The 20,372-nt window shown below is 69.6% G+C and carries 19 protein-coding genes; 12 read left to right on the forward strand and 7 right to left on the reverse strand.

The features are described from left to right. The first annotated feature begins 17 nt into the window (after nucleotides 1–17). On the forward strand, nucleotides 18–758 hold the full coding sequence (locus ACFHWT_RS10700) for a hypothetical protein (protein ID WP_416594453.1): 741 nt from the start codon (nucleotides 18–20) through the stop codon (nucleotides 756–758). A gap of 97 nt (nucleotides 759–855) precedes the next feature. Here the strand turns inward: ACFHWT_RS10700 and ACFHWT_RS10705 are convergent, their stop codons facing one another. Next, a complete protein-coding gene (locus ACFHWT_RS10705; protein ID WP_282229853.1) occupies nucleotides 856–1,209 on the reverse strand; it encodes a beta/gamma crystallin domain-containing protein in 354 nt (117 codons plus the stop codon). Between the two features lie 388 nt (nucleotides 1,210–1,597). Here ACFHWT_RS10705 and ACFHWT_RS10710 point away from each other — a divergent pair, with 388 nt between their 5' ends. Further along, on the forward strand, nucleotides 1,598–1,969 hold the full coding sequence (locus tag ACFHWT_RS10710) for a hypothetical protein (RefSeq protein ID WP_416594454.1): 372 nt from the start codon (nucleotides 1,598–1,600) through the stop codon (nucleotides 1,967–1,969). Beyond that, on the forward strand, nucleotides 1,966–3,441 hold the full coding sequence (locus ACFHWT_RS10715) for a hypothetical protein (protein ID WP_282229851.1): 1,476 nt from the start codon (nucleotides 1,966–1,968) through the stop codon (nucleotides 3,439–3,441). The genes ACFHWT_RS10710 and ACFHWT_RS10715 overlap by 4 nt, the downstream gene beginning before the upstream one ends. On the opposite strand, the gene ACFHWT_RS10720 is transcribed toward ACFHWT_RS10715, so the two are convergent. Next, nucleotides 3,420–4,889, reverse strand: coding sequence for an SDR family NAD(P)-dependent oxidoreductase (locus ACFHWT_RS10720; RefSeq protein ID WP_416594455.1), 1,470 nt, complete (start codon nucleotides 4,887–4,889; stop codon nucleotides 3,420–3,422). The two genes, ACFHWT_RS10715 and ACFHWT_RS10720, sit on opposite strands and share 22 nt — an antisense overlap. 207 nt (nucleotides 4,890–5,096) lie before the next feature. On the opposite strand from ACFHWT_RS10720, the gene ACFHWT_RS10725 reads away from it, so the two are divergent. From ACFHWT_RS10725 to ACFHWT_RS10745, 5 genes are all read left to right on the forward strand, one after another. Then, the gene (locus tag ACFHWT_RS10725; protein WP_123600531.1) at nucleotides 5,097–5,636 is read left to right on the forward strand and encodes an RNA polymerase sigma factor; all 540 of its coding nucleotides are present in this window, start codon (nucleotides 5,097–5,099) and stop codon (nucleotides 5,634–5,636) included. After that, a complete protein-coding gene (locus ACFHWT_RS10730) occupies nucleotides 5,633–6,442 on the forward strand; it encodes a zf-HC2 domain-containing protein (protein ID WP_416594456.1) in 810 nt (269 codons plus the stop codon). Before ACFHWT_RS10725 ends, ACFHWT_RS10730 begins: the two co-directional genes overlap by 4 nt. Nucleotides 6,443–6,546: 104 nt before the next feature. Beyond that, nucleotides 6,547–7,350 carry an ABC transporter ATP-binding protein gene (locus tag ACFHWT_RS10735; RefSeq protein ID WP_416594457.1) on the forward strand — a complete coding sequence of 268 codons (804 nt, stop codon included), beginning with the start codon at nucleotides 6,547–6,549 and terminating at the stop codon, nucleotides 7,348–7,350. Beyond that, nucleotides 7,347–8,744, forward strand: coding sequence for a hypothetical protein (locus ACFHWT_RS10740; RefSeq protein WP_416594458.1), 1,398 nt, complete (start codon nucleotides 7,347–7,349; stop codon nucleotides 8,742–8,744). The genes ACFHWT_RS10735 and ACFHWT_RS10740 overlap by 4 nt, the downstream gene beginning before the upstream one ends. Continuing rightward, nucleotides 8,741–9,355, forward strand: coding sequence for a hypothetical protein (locus ACFHWT_RS10745; protein ID WP_416594459.1), 615 nt, complete (start codon nucleotides 8,741–8,743; stop codon nucleotides 9,353–9,355). Before ACFHWT_RS10740 ends, ACFHWT_RS10745 begins: the two co-directional genes overlap by 4 nt. A 70-nt stretch (nucleotides 9,356–9,425) precedes the next feature. Here the strand turns inward: ACFHWT_RS10745 and ACFHWT_RS10750 are convergent, their stop codons facing one another. After that, nucleotides 9,426–9,812: a hypothetical protein gene (locus ACFHWT_RS10750; protein WP_416594460.1), complete on the reverse strand. Its 387-nt coding sequence runs from the start codon at nucleotides 9,810–9,812 to the stop codon at nucleotides 9,426–9,428. Between the two features lie 108 nt (nucleotides 9,813–9,920). Then, nucleotides 9,921–10,337, reverse strand: a complete 417-nt coding sequence (locus ACFHWT_RS10755; RefSeq protein WP_416594461.1) for a hypothetical protein — start codon at nucleotides 10,335–10,337, stop codon at nucleotides 9,921–9,923. Nucleotides 10,338–10,735: 398 nt separating this feature from the next. Between ACFHWT_RS10755 and ACFHWT_RS10760 the strand changes: the two genes are divergently transcribed. From ACFHWT_RS10760 to ACFHWT_RS10770, 3 genes are all read left to right on the forward strand, one after another. Beyond that, nucleotides 10,736–11,068, forward strand: coding sequence for a DUF4212 domain-containing protein (locus ACFHWT_RS10760; protein WP_416594462.1), 333 nt, complete (start codon nucleotides 10,736–10,738; stop codon nucleotides 11,066–11,068). Then, a complete protein-coding gene (locus ACFHWT_RS10765) occupies nucleotides 11,065–12,750 on the forward strand; it encodes a sodium:solute symporter family protein (protein WP_416594463.1) in 1,686 nt (561 codons plus the stop codon). Before ACFHWT_RS10760 ends, ACFHWT_RS10765 begins: the two co-directional genes overlap by 4 nt. Before the next feature lie 195 nt (nucleotides 12,751–12,945). Beyond that, nucleotides 12,946–15,417 carry a low temperature requirement protein A gene (locus ACFHWT_RS10770; RefSeq protein ID WP_416594464.1) on the forward strand — a complete coding sequence of 824 codons (2,472 nt, stop codon included), beginning with the start codon at nucleotides 12,946–12,948 and terminating at the stop codon, nucleotides 15,415–15,417. Between the two features lie 48 nt (nucleotides 15,418–15,465). On the opposite strand, the gene ACFHWT_RS10775 is transcribed toward ACFHWT_RS10770, so the two are convergent. Next, a complete protein-coding gene (locus ACFHWT_RS10775; protein WP_416594465.1) occupies nucleotides 15,466–16,002 on the reverse strand; it encodes a DinB family protein in 537 nt (178 codons plus the stop codon). Nucleotides 16,003–16,089: 87 nt separating this feature from the next. Here ACFHWT_RS10775 and ACFHWT_RS10780 point away from each other — a divergent pair, with 87 nt between their 5' ends. Then, the gene (locus ACFHWT_RS10780; protein ID WP_416594466.1) at nucleotides 16,090–16,611 is read left to right on the forward strand and encodes a MerR family transcriptional regulator; all 522 of its coding nucleotides are present in this window, start codon (nucleotides 16,090–16,092) and stop codon (nucleotides 16,609–16,611) included. Between the two features lie 156 nt (nucleotides 16,612–16,767). Here ACFHWT_RS10780 and ACFHWT_RS10785 read toward each other — a convergent pair whose 3' ends face one another. Beyond that, nucleotides 16,768–18,912 (reverse strand): cellulase family glycosylhydrolase, encoded by a 2,145-nt coding sequence (locus ACFHWT_RS10785; protein ID WP_416594467.1) that lies wholly within the window; start codon nucleotides 18,910–18,912, stop codon nucleotides 16,768–16,770. A gap of 285 nt (nucleotides 18,913–19,197) precedes the next feature. Beyond that, complete coding sequence (gene ispG, locus ACFHWT_RS10790; RefSeq protein WP_416594468.1) at nucleotides 19,198–20,370, reverse strand: flavodoxin-dependent (E)-4-hydroxy-3-methylbut-2-enyl-diphosphate synthase; 1,173 nt, start codon at nucleotides 20,368–20,370, stop codon at nucleotides 19,198–19,200. Between the last annotated feature and the right edge of the window lie 2 nt (nucleotides 20,371–20,372).

Genomic DNA, 20,372 nt, shown 5'->3' on the forward strand with positions numbered 1-20,372 from the left:
CCTCAAGAGCGCCATCGATGCCCGGAGCGCCAACAATCAGCTACCCCCGGGACTGGACGGACCACCCGTTCTTCGAGACCGAACACGAGAACGACGGCGAAGGGATGCTGCTCGCCATCGAACGGGACGGGTCGACGTACGGGATCCTGCGGGCGGCGGTCACCGTCGCGCACAGCGACCACTTCTCGTACATCCCGGCTGGCAGCACCTGGTCGACGGGGCGCGAGTCGATCGACGGGACGCTGCGGTTGCAGTCGTCACCGCACGACCCGTTCCTGCGACCGGTGACCGCTCAGGAGGCGAAAGGCCACGGGTTCAAGGCCCACCCGCAGTACCAGATTGTCGGCGACGGGGTGACCTACTACCCGTCGTCCAGCGTGGCCGAGACCCCGGAGCACCCGAACGACCGGGATGTACGTTACCGGCTGATCGACCTGTTCGAGCCGGGTGGCCTGTGGGCCCAGCGTGACAACCCACAGCTCTTCGCCCATCTGGGCACCTTTGCTGGAGACGCGTCCGGCGACTGCGGGCGGGGCACCTGGGCCTGCTCGACGAACTCGGCGAACGCCCCTTGGGGCTGGGACGACGGCGACGACCTGCCGGGCCGCGGCGAGATAGCCACTGATCCGGCGAAGCTGTCGGCCGAGTACTTCACCGTCCCCGGTGGGCTGGCCCGCGCCTACACCCACAACCCGTACGCCAGCGCGGCGGCCGCCCTGGCCGAGGCGACCCGGACCGCCCCACCGGTCACTGACTGATCCGTCGAGACCGCCCGGGACGCTCGCCGTGGGGCCCGCCCGCCGCTGGACGACAGGACGCGGCAGGGCAGGCCGACGGCAGGTGGTCAGTCGCCGATCACCAGATCCGTACCTCGTACACCCGGACCCGGGCACCCGCGAAATCGGTACCCCACCACTTCTCCAGAGTCGTGCTGTAGTAGCGGCCATCCCGCTCGTAGTTGACGGTCGCCTTGTTGTTGCCGCTGTCGAACCGGTAGACGCCGCTGATGTTCGTCCCGGTCGCTCCTGCGTTCGCGAAGCATCGAACCAATCGGTAGCCACCACCGAGATCGATGTGCAGCTTCAGGAAGTCGTTACGGTCGCCACAGGAGACCTGGTTGATGGCGAACGCTGGGCTCGCCGGCAGGCCCAACGTCAGGGCGGCGACCGCCGTCAGCCCGACGGCGACCTTCTTGAAGCGCGTCATCATCCGACTTGTCCTTTCCGTCCGCACCGTGGCGATCGCGCAGGCGGCACCTGCCGTCCGATACACCGGTGTCCAGGTGTCGACGGCACCAGCTCTGCGTTGGTTCGCCGGCAAGCGTCGAATCTAGGGAAATTTGCCGAAACGCTTGCCAACGACCCGACCGGCACGACGGGGCCGACCGAGAGCCACCAGGCCGCAGCGCGCGCACCCGGAAACGTTGATTTGTCCAACTGCTGTCCCTCTGTCGAGGGATCATTACCGCGACGAGGCACCTGGGAGCCGGCGTCCACCGACGATCACTCAGCTGCCTCCGGACGGAGTGTCGGCCTGCCACAATTCGGAGAGAACGGGATCAGCAGTGCACGTCTGCGGGACAGGTCCACGACGCTACGTGGCACAGATTCTGGTGATCGCGCTCGGCCTCACCTCCGCCGGCCTGGCCGTCCAGGGTGCCGTCGATGCCGGGACCACCGGCTTCGGTTATGTCAGGGCGCCGCAGGACCTGGCGTCGCAGCGTCGCCTGCACCGCGACTTCGAAGCCGCCCGCGCCACGTTCGTAGCGACTGTCCCACAGGGCAGTCGGGTGGTTATCGATCCACCGCTGCGACACCTGTGGCACCAACGACTCGCCGAGTTCACCGCGTTGACCGGCGGCACCCTGGTCGTCGATCACCAGCAGGCCGACTACCAGGTGCGCCTGATCGAACGCCATACGTCCACCGGCACGCGGTACCACGTCGAGTTCAACGAGATCAACCGATGATCGGCACCTGTCTCCTCACGACGGCACTCGTCATGGCCGGCAGCCTGCCGCTGTCGTACGCGATCGTCCGTACCCCGCTCGTGGCATTACTGCTGGCACCGTTGGTCACCGCGCTCATCAGCACGGCGGCTGTCGTCCTCATGGTGACGATCGGCCTGCCGTTCAGGTTCTGGCTGGCATCGACATACCTCGTCGGCTGGGCTGCTGCCGGTTGGTGGCTGACGCGACCACGGATCGCCACCATGTCGATGTCGTGGCGGGCCGCGGTCGCCACCATCGCCGTGCTGGCAGCACCCTTCCTACCGATTCTCCACCCACCGACCGCATGGGACGCGCACTCGATCTGGTGGTTGCATGCGGGCTATTTCCTGTTCGACGGGCAGGTCGCCCGGACCGCGATGGCAGACCCCGGGTTCGCGTTCTCCCACACGGACTACCCGCCACTGGCTTCCGCCCCGGTCGCCGCGGTCTGGAGTCTCCTCGGCCAGGGTTACCGCACCGCTCAGCTTGTGTCGGCGCTGACGACGTTCTCGGCGATTGCGATGGCGGTCGTCGCCGTCCGCACCGCATTCGCCCGCACCCGGCCGGTACTCGCCTGGTCGGCGGGGCTGGCGGTGGGACTCTCCACGTGGGCGACCGGCGGTGAGTACGTCGCCGCCGGCTACGCCGACGCGTTGTGGTCCGTCAGCCTGCTCGGCGCCGCAGCCCTGCTCCTGCTCTCACCCGACCCGCTGCGGCAGCCCGCCCTGGCCCTGATCCTGCTCGCCGCCGCAGTCCTCACCAAGAACGAGGGTCTGGTAGGCGGGGGCATCCTGGCTGTCCTGGTGACGCTGCGGGAAAGGCACCGCATCAGCAGGGTGTGGATGGTGTGGGTCCCCGTCGCAGCCGGAGGCGCCTGGGTGGTGCTGTCACGGCTGGTGGGTTCGACGTCGGACATCCAGGAGTCCGGGCCCCTCGGCAACCTGTCCCGGGGCGGCGCGCACCTCAACGCCCGGCTGCAGCCGACCCTCGACGCGTTCTGGGGAAACGTCGGTCCGCTGGCGGCCACCGCAGTCATCTGTTCCGTCGCCGGCACCCTTCTCCTACGGCATCGGCGCACGGAACTCGGCGTCGGTTCGGACTGTTGGCTCTGGCTGCTCAACTTCGGCTACACGGCTACCTTGGTCCTCATTTACGTCACCGGCAGATCGGACATCACCTGGTGGCTGGGCGCGTCAGCGGACCGGGTCACGCTGCCGACCGCGATGCTGGCCTGCCTCAGCGCGGTGGGATGGCTCCTGGTCGCCACGAGCGGTCCCAGCGGAGCAGATGGCACACGGCCACCAGCGGTCGAACCGGCGAGCCCAGCGGCCGACGGTGGCAGTGGGTCGGCCGCCACCGGTCGCACCGCACCGGTCGCACCGGTCTCGTACCGCGCCCGGCAGCCGCGGAAGGATCACGTTGCCCCGACCTACCAGGCGGCCGGTGCGTAGTCCTTCAGGAAGCAGCCGAACAGGTCCTCGCCCTGCTCACCACGGACGATCGGATCGTACACCCGGGCCGCGCCGTCGACCAGGTCCAGCGGTGCGTGGAAGCCCTCGTCGGCCAGCCGCATCTTCGTCGGGTGCGGCCGTTCGTCGGTGATCCAGCCGGTGTCGACGGCGGTCATCAGGATGCCGTCGGTCAGCATCTCCCGCGCGCTGGTGCGGGTCAGCATGTTCAGCGCGGCCTTGGCCATGTTGGTGTGCGGGTGACCGGGCCCTTTGTAGCCGCGGCTGAACACTCCCTCCATCGCCGACACGTTCACCACGTACTTGCGCCGGGCAGCCGCAGCGGCCATCGCCGGTCGCAACCGGCTGATCAGGATGAACGGGGCGACGGAGTTGCACAGCTGCACCTCCAGCAGCTCCACCGCGTCGACCTCGTGCACCCGCTGCACCCAGCTGTTCACCGGGTCGAGGTCCGGCACCAGCCCACCGGCGTCGATCGCGGTGGCCAGTGCGATCCGGTCCGGGGTGGCCGAGCCACTGGTCAACGCCAACGCGGTGAGCGCCTGTGGGGTGACCGCCGACGGCTGCGACGGCCCGGCGACCGCCGTCGCGGCGGTGCCCCGGCCACCGACCGAGGCGAAGCTGACGATCTCCGGCAGCGGCCCGTCGGGCAGCGGTGCCGACTCCGCGGCGACCAGCTGGGCGTACGCGCCGGAGCTGCGCCGGACGGTCTGCGCCGCGTTGTTGATCAGGATGTCCAGCGGACCCTGCGCGGCCACCGCATCGGCGACCGCGATCACCTGGGCCGGGTCGCGCAGGTCGACGCCGACGATCCGCAGCCGGTGCAGCCACTGGTCGCTGTCGTCCATGGCGGCGAACCGGCGGGCGGCGTCCTGCGGGAACCGGGTGGTGATCGTGGTGTGCGCGCCGTCGCGCAGCAGGCGCAGCGCGATGTACATGCCGATCTTGGCCCGGCCGCCGGTGAGCAGCGCCCGGCGGCCGGTCAGGTCGGTACGGGCGGCACGGCGCTCGTGGTTGAGCTTGGCGCACGGCGGGCAGAGCTGGTGGTAGAACGCGTCCACCTCCCGGTAGCGCTCCTTGCAGATGTAGCAGGCGCGGGGCTGGCGCAGGATGCCGGCGGTGGCGCCGACGGTCGACGACACCAGCGGGATGCCCTTGGTCTCGTCGTCGATGCGCCCAGGTGCCCCGGTGGCGGTCGCGGCGGTGACGGCCCGGTCGGCGGACAGGACGGCGTCGCGTCGCTCGGCCCGCCGCTGGCGCTTCACCGACTTGTACAGCTTCGCGGTGGCCCGCTGCACCCGTACCACGTCCGGATGGTCGGACGGCAGCGCCGACAGCGCCTCGATGACGTCGAGGCAGACCGCCAGCTGCGCCGGGTCGACCCCGGCCGGGGCCGACTCACCAAGCGGCCGTACGTCGTCCACCGTCATGTCCGTACCCGTCTCGTCCCTGGAGCGTCAGCGATGCGACCTGAAACTCTACGCACCGGGCCACATCGGCTGCGAGAGCGCTGCATCGGTGCCGACGGCCGTCCCCGGAGCCGTTCGGTCCAGCGATGACCAGAACGTGACCCAGCTCACTCAAGATGGAAAACCATCGTGGGAGCGCGGATCGTCTTGCCTGTTGTGAGACGGAGCTTGGACGCACTCGACGAGGGTGAGCTGCTGCGCCGCATCGCCCGGGGCGATCGGCGGGCCTTCGACGAGCTGTACCGCCGGACGTCGCCCTGGTTGACCGCGCGGCTACGCCGCAGGTGCGCCGACGACGACATGGTCGCCGAGGTGCTGCAGGACACCTACCTGGCGGTATGGCGCTCGGCCGGCAGCCAGGCCCAGGACGCGGCGAAGGGCAGCGCGGTCGGCTGGCTGTGGACCATCGCCGCCCGCCGGCTGGTCGACGCGTTCCGTGCCCGCGCCCGCCGGGAGCGGGTCCCGGCGGTGCAGACCGCCGCCACCGTCGCCCCGGCCGCTGAGGACGAGGCGCTGGCCGGGCGGATGAACGCCGATCTGGAGCAGGCGCTCCTGGCGTTGCCGGCCAACCTGCGGCAGGTACTGCGCGCCATGGTGCTCGACGGTCTGACCACCCGGGAGACATCGGTACTGCTCGGCATGCCGGAAGGAACCGTGAAGACGTACGCGCGGCGGGCCCGGATCGCGTTACGGGAGGCGTTGTCATGACCACCCACCCCACCCCGAACCTGATCTCCCGCTACGCGTCCGGTGACCCCCGGGTCGACGACGCGACCGTCTGGGCAGTCGAAGCCCACCTGGAGTCCTGCGCACCCTGCCGGATGCAGCTGTCCGACGGCGTCGGCCCGGCCGACCGGCAACTGCTCGACCGGGTGGCCGTCGGCGTCGCAGCCGGGATCGAGGCCGGCCCGGCACCGGTACGCCGTCGCCGGCTGCGGCGTTCCGGGGTCGCCGCCCGGATCCTCCCCTGGCTGGCAACGGCGGTCGCGTTGATGCTGATCGCGGTCCTGTTCGAGACCACCTTCGCCAGCCTGCCCTCGCTGGTGCTGCTGGTCGCTCCGGTGGCTCCCCTGCTGCCGGTGGCCGCTGCGTGGAGCCGCCGTACCGACCCGGCCTGGGAGCTGATGGCGACGATGCCCCGGACCGGGTTGCCGTTGCTGCTGCGCCGCACCCTCGCGGTGTTGACCGTGGTCGTGCCGGTGCTCGCGGCGGCCGGCTGGTCGACCGGGCAGTCCCCCGCGCTGTGGCTGCTGCCCGGTCTGGCCTTCACCGCCGGCGCGCTGGCACTGGGCGGGCTGGTCGGAGTGGACCGGGCCGCGCTCGGCTTGACGGTCCTCTGGTCGGTAGGAGTGATCCTGCCCAGTCTGGTCGGCCGGCAACTTCCGGTCATCCTGGAGTCCGACAGCTGGCCCGGCTGGGCACTGGCCACCGTGGCGTTGGTAGCCGTGACGGCCGTACGGGCCAGCGACCACAACCGGCTACGCCTCGACCGGATCTCGTCCGACCGGTCCTGACTCCACCCACCGACCGGGCCGTACGCACGTACGGCCGATCGATTCACGTTGCCCACCTGGCAGTGATTCGCCAGGCACCAGGAGTGTCACTTAAGGAGGAATTGATGATGCGTGCGGTCAGCGCGGCAGAGACCGCACCCTCCACGTACGCGTGGGCGGTGCACGCCGAGCGTCTGGTCGTCCGGGCCGGCCGGCACCTTGCCGTCAACGGGCTGGACCTGGCGCTGGGCACCGGCGTACACGGCCTGCTCGGCCCGAACGGCGCCGGGAAGACGACCCTGATGCGGGCCCTCGCGACGGTGCTGAAGCCGGCCGGCGGCCGGCTGACCCTGCTCGGCGAGGACGTGACCGGCCGGGCGGACCTGCGTCGGGTCCGGCAGCACCTGGGCTACCTGCCGCAGCACTTCGGCTTCTACCCACGTTTCACGGTGCGGGAGTTCGTCGAGTACATGGCCTGGCTGAAGGAAATGCCGAAGGCCGCCGTTCCCGGTGCCGTGCAGCGGGCCGTCGACCGGGTCGGCCTGACCAGCCGGGCCGACTCGAAGTTGAAGACGCTCTCCGGCGGCATGCTGCGCCGGGCCGGCATCGCCCAGGCAATCGTCAACGACCCGGAGGTGCTGCTGCTCGACGAACCGACCGTTGGTCTGGACCCGGAGCAGCGGCTGGACTTCCGGGAGCTGCTGCGCGAGATCGGCTCGGACAGCTGCGTGCTGGTCTCCACCCACCTGGTCGAGGACGTCGCCGCAGCCTGCACCGACGTGGTACTGGTCAGCGAGGGCCAGCTGGTCTGGCAGGGCACCAGCGGCGAACTGGCCGCGCAGGGCAGCGCCGGCGACGCCGGGGACAGCGCCACCGAGCGCGGCTACTCGGCGCTGCTGCGCGCGCACCGCGGGAAGGTGCCGGCATGATCGGGCGGATCATGCGGACCGAGGTACGCCGGTCGGCCGTACCCGCCCTTGCCGGACTGCTCGTGGTGGTCGGCACGTCCGTCAATCTCACGTGGGTCCAGTCCTTCGCCGGCCGGTGGACCCAGCTGGCGATGTACGGACGGGGCTCGCTGCTGCTGTTGTTCCCGCTGGCCCTGGCCGGCGGCGCGTGGCTGGGCCGGCGTGACCGGCAGCACCGGGTCGGCGAGTTGTTCGCCACCACCGTCCGGCCGCGCTGGCAACGGACCCTACCGCTCACCGTCGGGTACGCCGCCGCCATGATCGCGGTGTACCTGCTGGTCCTCGCCGTCGGGGCGTTCTGGGTGGCACCGACGGCCAGCTACTTCTCCGGTACCGTCCTCGGCATCACCGCGGTCGGCGCGCTGGCGATGGTCGCCGCCAGCTGGTTGGGCCTGGCCGCCGGCCGGGCCGTGCCCCGGGTCGTCACCGCGCCGGTCCTCGCGGTCGTCGGGTTCGCCGTGGTCGGTCTGATCCCGGACTTCGTCACGATGTCCAACCTCGACGAAAACTTCGTCAAGACCCGGCCGGACCCGTCGGCGCTGCTGCTCATCCCGGCGGCGCCCAACGGAATCGACGATTTCCAGACCATCCCGACCTCGGTCAGTCTGCTGCAGGCGATGTGGTTGACGGCGCTCGCCGGCACCGCGCTGCTGCTGATCGGCGCGGTACGCCGTGGTGTGCTCGCCCTGGCGGTGCTGCCCACCGTCCTCGGTGCCGCCGTGGCGATACCGCTGCTGCCCCCCAACGGATACACCGGTGCTGCTGTCGTCGACCCCGCCGCCGTCGAGCTGGTCTGCGACGACGACGGCCCGCAGGTGTGTGTCCGCAGGGTGCACGCGGCGGTGCTGCCCGACGTCGTCGGACCGGTCCGGGAGACGCTCGCGGCGCTGGGGGCCAAGCTGCCGGATCCGCCGACGCGTGCGGTGGAGAGCGACCAGCTGGCCGCCTGGGCCGCACCCGAGCAGACGGCGGTCCGCAACGACTCGGATGTGCTGGTCTTCGATACCCCGGACATCAGCCGGACGGGCCGGGCCGATCTGTCCAGCGGGTACTTTCAGGCGGAGTTGCTGCGGTCCGCGTGGTCACAGGAGTGCGCGGGCGACGAGCCTCACCTGGTGTTCAAGGTGGCCCCGTACCTGGCGCAGGAGGTCGCGGTGGCCTGGTTGGTCGGCGAGCCGCCGCAACCGCAGAGCTGGTGGCGTCCGGAGGACCGGCAGTTGGCCGACGCGTCGTACCGGGCGCTGACAGGTCTGCCGGCCGAGCAACAGCGACAGGTCGTCGGGCAGGCCCGCGACGCGGCTCTCGACTGCGACTTCGACCGGATCGAGGAGCTGTTGCTGGCAGGTGACCAATGAGGTGGCTGGGCCTGCACCTACGCGCCCGTCGAGTGCCGATGGCCGCCGCCGTCGTAGTCGGTGTCATCGCGCTGATCTGGGTCAGCTGGCCGGTCTTCTCCGACGGGCAGACCATCAACACCCGGATGATCAGCGTCACCGTGATGCTCGCGGTCGTCGCGATCGGCACCACGCTCAGTGGTGCCGACGACGCCCTCGACCACACCGCGGCGGTCAGCTGGCCGACCCGCCGGGCCGCACACCTACTGCTCTGCGCCGCCGCGGTGATCGGGCTGCTGCTGGTCACCACGCTCACCGACGCCCGGTTCGAGCCGCTCGGTGTCGTCGCCCGCAACACTGCCGGGCTGCTCGGGCTCACCGCACTCGGTGCCGTGCTGCTCGGTGCCACGCTGTCCTGGATCGCTCCGCTGGTCTGGACGATCTTCGCGATCATGCCGTGGATGGGGCCGAGTGAACAGTTGCGGATGCAGGTGAGCGCGTGGCTGATCCAGCCAGCCGAGACTACCGCCGCCACGGTCTGTGCGACGGCGCTGGCGCTGGCCGGGCTGGTGGCGTACACGGTGCGCGGCTGCCCGCTGCGGCCCGCAGCGGAGACGATGCCGAACCGCTGACCGGCGGCCCGACCGGCAGGTCGGCCTGCGACGGACCGGCGACTGACCGGCGGCGGTTGCCCGCCGCCGGTCAGCGGTGGCCGGACAGCAGCCGCGAGTTGTACCGCTCGGTCGCCCGCAGCGCCAGGACCGGGCCGGCCACCAGATAGGCCACCCAGGTCATCGGCAGGGTGATCCAGCCGATCACGATGAACGTGAGCAGGACGTTGATCCAGAAGAACGTCCAGAACGAGACCATCAGCACGATGCCGGTCACCATCTTGCCGGCGTAGATGTTGCCGATGCCGAAGATCCCGAACAGGCCGGGTACCAGTTCCAGAGCCACCGCCGCGCCGGCGGACTTCGGCACCGCCGGGCCCTGGCCCGGAACCGGGGCGTAGCCGCCCGGCTGGTACGGCTGCCCGGAGGCCGGCATCGGCTGCTGCGGCCCCGACTGGTAGGGGTTGGGGTAGGTCACCGGCTCAGTCTCCCAGCTCCGACGGAGATCAACACCGTACGTTCGGTCGCCCGCCGCCGGTCTTCCGTCGCTGCTCAGCGGCCGGCCGGTGGCCGGCCGACCAGGTCGTCAGCGGATGGAGATCAGCCGGATCGCGGTACGCAGCAGGACGACCGCGGCACCGGCGACCATCACCATCCCGATGCCGGGCATCAACTGCCCCCAGCTGCCGGTGGTCGAGCTCAGGTAGATCAGCCGGGCGGCCTGCCAGCCGATGATGACGGCGACCGCCAGCCCGGGCAGCAGGGCGTGCGCGATGGCCACCTTGCGGTACGGCAGCAGCGCACCCGCGACAGCGATGAAGCCGGCGGACAGCGTCCACAGGCCGGGACCGGCGGTGCCGGAGAGCGACCCGAACGGGGTGATCACCCAGGGGAGCAACGAGCCGACCAGCGCGAGCAGGCCGCCGACGATCATGCCGAGGCTGCCGGCGTGCAGGATGCGCCGACGGGCAGGGGCGGCGGCGGTGGATGCGGTGTCAGCCATGTCCGGATGCTAGGCCGGGATCCCTGGTGTGACCCAGCCGGTAATCGGTGAGTGGTCGGGCGGGGCAGCTGGACGGCCAGATAGTCACCACAAAACGCGCGAACCGGGCGACGATCCTCCGCTCGTCCACCCCTGCCGACCGCTCGCAGGCCCGGGTAGACCGTTCACCGCCCCAACCCGGCGTAAGGCAGATCAACTATTGCCTGTCCGGGCCGGGTCACGTTCTCTTCCCAGATTAAGGGTGTGACCGACCGCACAAGCCGTCGGGCGGTCTCGACCGACCAGCGGAGGTGCGGATCGGACAGCGGCACAGCTGCGGCGCGGCGACCGGCAGGTCGCCCGCCATGGCCCGTCACCTGCCGTTCCCATAACGACTAGGAGGCCCCACAGTGACTGACGTGACCCCCGATAAGAACGCCGGTGGCGGGGAACCGCCACCGACGACGTCGCCACCGGACAACGGCTGGCGCCAGGAGTACTGGCGCAAGAACCTGCGCCTCATGGTCATCCTGCTCGCCATCTGGTTCGTCGTCTCGTTCGTCTTCGGAATCCTGCTGATCCAGCCGTTGAACAACATCGAGATTCTCGGTTTCCCACTGGGGTTCTGGTTCGCCCAGCAGGGATCGATCTACACATTTGTAATTCTGATTCTGGTCTACGCCAAGATGATGGACCGGATGGACGACCAGTTCGGTGTCAGTGAGCGACCGGCGGAAGGGGGAGAGAAGTGACGCAGATCCAGGGCTGGACGCTCGGCTTCATCATCCTCACCTTCGCTCTCTACCTCGGTATCGCCTGGCGCAGCCGGGTTAAGGAAACAACCGGTTTCTACGTGGCCGGTCAGGGAATCCCCACCGTCGCCAACGGTGCGGCCGTCGCCGCCGACTGGATGTCGGCCGCGTCGTTCATCTCGATGGCCGGTCTGATCGCGTTCCTCGGTTCTGACGGGTCCATCTACCTGATGGGCTGGACCGGCGGATACGTACTGCTGGCTCTGCTCATCGCCCCCTACCTGCGTAAGTGGGGCAAGTTCACGGTCCCAGAGTTCGTCGGCGACCGCTACTCGGAGACCGTACGGACGATCGCCGCCGTGGCCGCGATCATCATCTCCTTCACGTACGTCGTCGGACAGATGCGCGGCGGTGGCATCGTGTTCAGCCGGTTCCTCGGGCTGGACATCACCGGCGGTGTCATCGTCGCGGCGCTGATCATCTTCGCGTACGCGGTGCTCGGTGGCATGAAGGGCATCACCTGGACCCAGGTGTCGCAGTACACGGTGCTCATCATCGCCTACCTGATCCCGGCGATCGCGGTGGCGCAGCAGATGACCGGGCTGCCGATCCCACAGGTCACCTTCGGGCAGATCCTCGGCGAACTCAACGCACTCAGCACCCAGATGGGGCTGAGCCAGTTCACCGAGGCGTTCTCCGCCCGACCGCAGATCGACGTGTTCCTGGTGACGATGTCACTGATGATCGGTACCGCCGGTCTGCCACACGTGATCATCCGGTTCTACACGACGAAGACGGTTCGGGGCGCCCGCTACTCGGCGTTCTGGGCGCTGTTCTTCATCGCGCTGCTCTACACCACCGCTCCGGCGGTGGGCGCGTTCACCAAGCTGAACCTGCTGCAGGACGTCAACGGCGTGGCGGCGGACTCGCTGCCCAGATGGATCGAGAACTGGGCGGCGACCGGGCTGGTCACGGTCAACGAGAACGCGCAGACGATCCAGACGGTCAGCAACAGCTCCACGTCCGGGGCGGACCTGATCGTCAACAACGACATCCTGGTGTTGGCCAGTCCGGAGATCGCCGGCCTGCCGGCACCGATCGTCGGCCTGGTGGCCGCCGGCGGTATGGCGGCCGCGATGTCGACCGCCGCCGGTCTGCTGCTGGTCATCTCCTCGTCGTTCTCGCACGACCTGTACTTCCGTCGGGTGAAGCGGGACTCGACCGACCAGCAGCGGCTGCTCGCCGGACGGATCGCCATGGGTCTGGCGGTACTGATCTCGGTGTACGCCGGCATCAACCCGCCGGCGTTCGTGGCCCAGGTGGTGGCGTTCGCATTCGGTCTCGCCGCTTCGACCTTCTTCCCCGTCATCGTGCTCGGGATCTTCTGGAAGCGATGTAATGCGGTCGGCGCGGCATCCGGCATGATCGCCGGTCTCGTCTTCACCGCCAGCTACATGATCTACACCCTGGAGGTATTCGGCACCTCGGCGAATCCGCACATCTTCGACATCAGCCCGGAGGCCATCGGCACCATCGGTGCGATCGTCAACTTCATCGTCACGATCGTCGTGTCGAAGATGACGGCACCGCCACCGGAGGAAATCTCCGAGATGGTGGAGAGCATCCGTTACCCGGCTGCCCGCCGTGCCGTGCCGGCGGGCTCCACCGGCGACGCGGCCTGACCCGGACCGTCATTCACCCCTGACAGCCCCGGAGGGCGGGCCCCGACAACGACGTCGGGGCCCGCCCTCCGGCCGCTCCGGGTTTCGCTGACCCGACCGTCGCGCCTCGGCTGCCCTGACCGGACGGCCCCGTCCGGGCGGCCGAGGATTCAGCGATCCGCTCCGGTCCGGGGCGATGGTTGCCAGAGTTGGGGTGTGCACGACGACAGCCCGCACCCGCATCCGACCGCTGGCGGCCTCCGCCTGGTGCGCCGGAATCCGCTGGTCACCGGCGACGTCAGCTGGATGGAACTGTTCGTCGACCTGTTTTTCGTGTTCGCTTTCCTGAAGATCACCACCCTGATGGCGGCCGATCTGACCGCAGTCGGCATGCTCCACGGGGTCTTGGTGATCCTGCTTCTGTGGCACTGCTGGACCCCGGTCGTCTGGCTCGGCAACGTGGTCCACCTGGACCGGGGCGGCATGCCGCTGATGATGGCCGGCATCGCCACCATCCTGCTGGTGATCGGCGTCTCCGTGCCCGAGACGTTCGTCGACACGCCAGGCAGACTGCCGGGGCCGGTCATCGTGGTGGTCGGCTACCTGGCGATCCGGGTCGGCGTACTCACAGTCCTCACCCGGTCCCGCTGGTCGGAAGGTCCGGCCGGCCGCCGGCCGGCCGCGATCGCCTGGTTGACGCTCGCCGTGTCGGCCTCGGTCCTGCTGGCCGCCGCACTGCTGCCGCCGCACCTGCCGGCCCGGTTCGACGCCGAGCTGGTACGGCTGGTGCTGTTCGCTCTGGCGCTGGCCATCGACTTCGTGGTGCTGACCGCGGTCGGCCGGGGCAGCTGGCAGATCGTCTCTCCATGGCACCTGGCCGAGCGGCACGCGCTGATCGTCCTGATCGCACTGGGCGAGACGATCATCTCGATCGGCACCGGCGGCGGACTCGGCACCGGCGCTTCGGTCACCTGGCCGTTGCTCGCCGCCGCCACGCTCGGCCTTTGCGTCGTCTCCGCACTGTGGTGGACCTACTTCGATCTGGCCAAGATCCTCGCCGAACACGCCCTGTCGCGCCGCGCCGGCGTCGACCAGACCCGGATGGCCCGGGACGTGTACAGCGGCCTGCACCTGCCGATGATCGGTGGGCTGATCTTCTTCGCTCTCGGACTCAAACACGCGATCGCCACCATCGCCGGCGGCCCCGAGCATCCCTGGACCTCCACCAGCTCCGAGCACCCCTGGGACACCGTCGACGTGGTCATCCTGTACGGCGGGGTACTGCTCTATCTGCTGGCGCTGGTCGCCTTCGAATGGCTGTCCGGACGTCTGCTCGGTCGCAGCCCGATCCTCGGCATCGCGCTGCTGCTGGGTCTGCTCCCGGTGGCCACCCGGGTCCCGGCGCTGGGCGCGTTGGCGCTGCTGGCCGTCGGTGTCGTGGCGATGCTGATCGCCGACCGGACCGTGTTCCACCGCCGGCACACCCAACTGCACCGGCTGGCTGAATCCGAGACGTCCCGGCTGCACGGGGTCACTCCCCGGGAACTCTTCCTCGACCTGGTCTTCGTCTTCGCGTTCATTCAGGTCACCACGCTGATGACCCGTGACGCCTCGGCCCTGGGCATCGTCCGGGGGCTGACCCTGCTGACGCTACTGTGGTGGGCCTGGACCTCCTTCTCCTGGCTCACCAACGCGGTCCGCACCGACACGGTCCTGGTCCGGACCACCACGATCGGTATCGCCGCCTCGATCCTGGTGATCGGCATCGCCACCCCCCAGGCCTTCGAGCCGGCCCCGGGAAGTCTGCCCGGTTCGCTGATCATCGTCGCCAGTTATCTCGCCACCCAGCTCATGCAGACCGTGCTGATCCTGCAGGCATCGCGTACCGAGCCGGTGCTGGGGGCGCTCGCGCGGCAGAACGCCGTACCGTCGACGGCCACGCTGCTGCTGCTCGCCGGGTTCGCGGTGGTCGAGCTGGCGTCACCCGACCGGCTGGCCGCGAGCCCGGCCGTCACGCTGCTCTGGGTCGCGGCGCTCACCATTCAACTCGCCGGCAGCTACCCGACCGGGGTGAAATCCTGGCGGCCCCGGTCCACCCGGCACTGGGTGGACCGGTACGCGCTGATCATGCTCATCGCGTTCGGCGAGGCAATCATCTCGGTCGGTCTGGCCGTCGCGGACCAGCCGGTCTCCGTCAGTGTCATGGTCATCGTCGTCACGGCGGCAGTCGCCGTCGGGGCCCTCTGGTGGCCGTACTTCACCACGATCGACTCGGCCCGCCTCGCCTTGGAGGCGCAGACCGGCGTCGACCGGGCCAGACTCGCCCGCGACTCGTTCACCTACCTGCACCTGCCGATGGTCGCCTGCATCGTCCTGATCGCGTACGGTCTGCACCAAGCTGCGGTGCCGCACGACGATACCGGTATCCGGTTCGGCCACTACGCCTTCTACTGGGGAGTGGGGTTCTACCTGCTCGCCAACCAGGTGTACTGGTGGCGGACCTGGCACGCACTCAGCTGGTACCGGATCGCCAGCGGTGGTGCGGTCATCGTGCTGGCGTTTCCGACCGCCGCGCTGCCCGCCGTGATCACGCTGCCGGCGCTCACCGTGTTCGGGCTGATCTCCGCAGCTGTCGAGTTCCTGCGGGTCGGCGATCTGCGGACTCAACCACCTCAGCCGACCCGCTGACGCTCGACGGATCGGCCGGCGGGCTGCCAGCGGTGGACCGGCCGAGTCTTACTGGCCGACCGCCCCGTCGATGCATTCCCGCAACAGGTCGGCGTGGCCGTTGTGTCGGGCGTACTCCTCGATCATGTGGGTCAACACCCAGCGCAGCGAAATCGGGCCGCGCCGGTCGGAGCCGGTGACGTCCAGTCCGGCGGCGTCTGCGACGAAGCGTTCGGCGTACTGAATCTCCTCCCGCCACGCCTTCCACGCCTGGGTGACGGCAGCCGGGTCGGCGACGGAACCGTCGAAGTCGTCATTGGGTGCGGTCTGGGAGTAGAAACGTGGCGGGGCGTCCTCGCCGGCCATCACCTGCCGGAACCAGTACCGTTCCACGTCGGCGAGGTGCCGCACCAGCCCGAGCAGCGACAGCGCCGACGGCTGCACCGACCGGCGGGCCAACTGCTGCGGGTCGAGTCCGCCGCACTTGAGCTCCAGGGTCCGACGGTGCCAGTCGAGAAACCCGGCAAGGGTGGCCCGCTCGTCGCCGAGCCGGGGCGGGATGGCACGCGGATCGGCGTCCGGGTCGATGAACATGTCGATCGTCATGTCGGCCATCATCGACGGGTCGCTCCGGCACGGCCAGCAGATTTCGGCTTGACCTTGGAGCGCACTCCGAGGTTTACCGTCGTCGTCATGGCCACGGGCACCAGAGTCGAGATTCTCGACCGCACCAGCTGCGCTGCCGGGGCGGGCGACGCCTCCGGGAGTGGGTCCGGGACCGACACATTCGAGACGGCGGTTGAGCGGCCCGGCCTGCGGGTCGCCGCCCTCGCCGCCGCCGTCGGCGTGTCGCCGGACACCGTCCGCTACTACGAACGAGCCGGGCTGCTGCACCCACCGGAGCGGACCCCCGCCGGCTACCGGGTGTACGGCACCGCGGCGGTCGACCGGCTCCGGTTCATCCGGGGCTGTCAGCGGCTCGGGCTCCGGCTGCGGGAGATCGCCGATCTGCTCGCCATCCGGGACACCGGAGTCTGCCCGTGTGAGCCGGCGGAGCAGTTGCTGCGCCGCCGGATCGCCGAGGTCGACGTGGAGCTGGCCCGGCTTACCACGCTACGGGCGGAAATGGCGGCGATGGCCGAGAAGCTACCGACCACGGCCTGCCCGCCACCGGCGCCGGGCCGATGGTGCCCACCGGATGGGGACGGGAGGTGATCACAATGCTGGAGCTGACCACGCGCTGCGACTGCGAGCCGGACTGCTGCGGGCCGGACTGCTGCTGACGAGTCGGCCCATCGGGGCCGGGTGGGTACCGGGACCGGTGGGTGCCGCCGGGTGTGTCGGCGGCACCCACCGGGTGCCGGAGGGATGTTACGAGGTGGTGCCGGTCACCGCCGAGCCGTTACGCACGACGGTGTAGGTGATCGTCGTGCCGCTCCAGAAGTGGAAGGTGAGCGTCACCGGGGAGCCGTCGTTGACCTCGGCGAAGAACTCCGACGTCAGGGTGATGGTGTTCGCGGCGTAGTTCGGCCGGAAGGTGACGTCGAATTCCTTGTACGACGTCCAGTTGTGCGGGCCGGCGTTGGAGCCGTCCGCGTACCGCGCCTCCATGGTGGCCAGTTGGTCACCACGGAAGGTCGTCGGGATGTCGAACGACGAGGTGGTGCCGCTCGCGTTGGCCAGCACCGGCGGATCGGACGAGATGATGTCGATCCGCCACGGCACACCGGACGAGAAGCGGGCGTGCAGGGTGGCGTTCACCCCGTACGCCCGGTTGCCGACCAGGCGGGTGACGGTGGACGCGGGCAGCGTCAACTGGTTGCCGCTGACCGTGTAGTCGGTCCCCCGTACCAGCTCGGTGTTGCCCTGCCGCAGTCCCTGGAAGGTCAGCCCGTTGAGGTTCAACGCGAGGGTCTTGGCGGTGACGCCGCCGGTACGCGGCACGAAGATCATGTCGCTGGCGGCGGTGCCGGAGCGGGTGGTCCAGGCCGACTTGATCTGGGCGATCAGCTCCGGGTCACTCCACTGGAAACTGGTCCGGCCGAGGTGCTGGCCGTTGTCCCACAGCTGGGTGGCGATGCCGCGGGTGCGGGTGTGGTAGCCGAAGAACTCGAAGAACTTCAGTTTCTCGCCCTGCTGGATGGTGCCGGTGTGCCGGTCGAAGCCGAGCAGACCGAACTCGCCGATAACGACCGGGATGCCCCGGGAGACGAAGGTGTTCTGCACCCGGTTGAGCGAGTCGATCACGTCCTGCTGGGCGGTGGCGTCGAACCGGTAGCCGCCCGCGACGTTGACGCTGAACGGCCAGTACCCGTAGTAGTGCACCGTCGCGATCAGGTTGGGGTCGTCCAGCGCGGTGAAGGTGCTGGCGAGCTCGTCGAGCCGAGCCTGGTCGGACGAGGTGTGCAGGGTCGGCAGGATGAGCAGCCGGGTGGCGTTGTTGCCGCCGGAGTCCCGGACGATCTGGTGGAACCTGCGGTTCAGCTCGTCGAGCAGCTGGGCGTTCTGCGCGTCGCCGGAGCTGTTGCTGAACTGCGGCTCGTTGACGCTCTCGAAGTGCAGCTTCGGCGACGAGTCACGGAAAGTGTTCGCCAGCTGGGTCCACAGCGCCGAGTAGCGGTCCAGGACGCCGGTGCGGTCGCTGGGCATCGTGTTGATCCACTGCCACGAGTCGTGGTGCAGGTTGATCATCACGTACAGGTCCTCGGCGAGGGCCCAGTCGACGATCTGCTTCACCCGGGCGAGCCGGGTGGGGTCGATCGTGTAGTTGGGCGCGCCGCCATGGTGGTGCGTCCAGGTCGTCGGGATCCGGATGCTGTTGAAGCCCTGCGACTTGATGGTGCGGATCAGGTCCCGGGTGACCAGCGGGTTGCCCCAGGAGGTCTCGCCGCTGCCGCCGACGTTGTCGCCGGTCGCGTCGAGGGTGTTGCCCAGGTTCCAGCCCGGCTGCATGGCGTCGACGACGTCCTGCGGGTCGCCCGGCGGACGTGGGGTCGTGGTCGGCGTCGGGGACGGCGGCGCGGTGGTCGGCGGTACCGTCGGCGACGGCGGGTCGGTCGGTGGCGGCGTAGTGGGTCCGACGCTGCCGGTGCAGGTGACACCGTTGAGCGCGAACGAGGTCGGCGCGGTGTTGCTGCCCGACCAGGAGCCGTTGAAGCCGAACGAGACGGTCGCGTTGGTGCCGAGGTTGGCGTTGTAGCTGACGTTGGTCGCGGTGACCTGGCTGCCCGAGCTGGTGACGGTGGCGTTCCAGGCCTGGGTGACCTGCTGTCCGGACGGGAAGGCCCAGGTGAGCTGCCAGCCGTTGAGCGGGTCACCCAGGTTGGTGACGTTGACGTTGGCGGTGAAGCCGCCGGGCCACTGGGCGGGCGCCGAGTAGACCACCCGGCAGCCGGCGGCCGCGTGTGCGCTGGCCGCGACGGCGATGCTACCGCCGACCAGTGCGGCGGTCACACCGCCGGCGATCAGGCCGGCACGCCACCGTCTGCGGCGAGCCGTCGTTGTCTGTTGAGTCATGTCGCTCCTCGCGCCGTGGGGTGCCTGCGGGTCAGGCACGGAGGGACGGGCACCGGCGGTCGTAACGCACAGCCAGCACCAGCGAAGTGGCCGCAGACTAAGTCGGGAGCCTAAACTTTGTCAATTGGCGTACGCCGATGTGGACGGCCGACGATGAACCGCCACAGCCGCCCCGCCACCACCTGCGGACGCCCTCTGGCCAGCACGAAGAGATCCCGCTGGCGGACCGACATCCGCCAGCGGGATCGAAACCAACCGCCGGCCCCGGGCCGGCACGCGTCACACTCAGTGCACCGTCACCGTCGGCCCGGGAAGAAGCTCACGCATCTCCTCCGGCAACTCGGCGCCCATCTCGTCGGCGATCCGCAGTGCCTCCTCCACCAGGGTCTCCACGATCTGCGACTCCGGCACCGTCTTGATCACTTCACCCTTGACGAAGATCTGGCCCTTGCCGTTGCCGGACGCCACCCCGAGATCGGCCTCCCGGGCCTCGCCCGGCCCGTTCACCACACACCCCATCACCGCCACCCGCAGCGGCGCCGGGAACCCGTCCAGCGCGGCGGTCACCTGGTCGGCCAGGGTGTACACGTCCACCTGCGCCCGGCCGCAGGACGGGCAGGAGACGATCTCCAGGCCCCGCTCACGCAACCCGAGCGACTCCAGAATCGCCGTACCGACCTTGATCTCCTCCACCGGCGGCGCGGACAGCGACACCCGGATGGTGTCACCGATCCCCTCGGCCAGCAGCGCCCCGAACGCCACCGCCGACTTGACCGTGCCCTGGAACGCCGGGCCGGCCTCGGTCACCCCGAGGTGCAGCGGGTAGTCGCACTGCTGCGCCAGCAGCCGGTACGCCCGGATCATCACCACCGGGTCGTTGTGCTTGACCGAGATCTTGATGTCCCGGAAGTCGTGCTCCTCGAACAGCGAGCACTCCCACAGGGCCGACTCCACCAGCGCCTCGGCGGTCGCCTTGCCGTGCTTGGCCAGCAGCCGCTTGTCCAGCGAACCGGCGTTGACGCCGATCCGGATCGGCGTCCCGGCCGCCGACGCCGCCTTGGCGATCTCGGCCACCTTGTCGTCGAACTGCCGGATGTTGCCCGGGTTCACCCGCACCGCCGCGCAGCCGGCGTCGATCGCCGCGAAGACGTACTTCGGCTGGAAGTGGATGTCGGCGATCACCGGGATCTGCGACTTGCGGGCGATCGTCGGCAGCGCGTCCGCGTCGTCCTGCGACGGTACGGCGACCCGCACGATCTGGCAGCCGGACGCGGTCAGCTCGGCGATCTGCTGCAGCGTGGCGTTGACGTCCGAGGTCACCGTGGTGGTCATCGACTGTACGGAGACCGGCGCACCGCCGCCCACCGGCACCGGACCGACCATGATCTGCCGGCTGACCCGGCGCGGCGCCAACGGCGGCGGCGGCACCGCGGGCATGCCCAGACTGACTGCGGTCACTT

Source organism: Micromonospora sp. LOL_021, assembly GCF_048060215.1.
Classification (GTDB): domain Bacteria; phylum Actinomycetota; class Actinomycetes; order Mycobacteriales; family Micromonosporaceae; genus Micromonospora_E.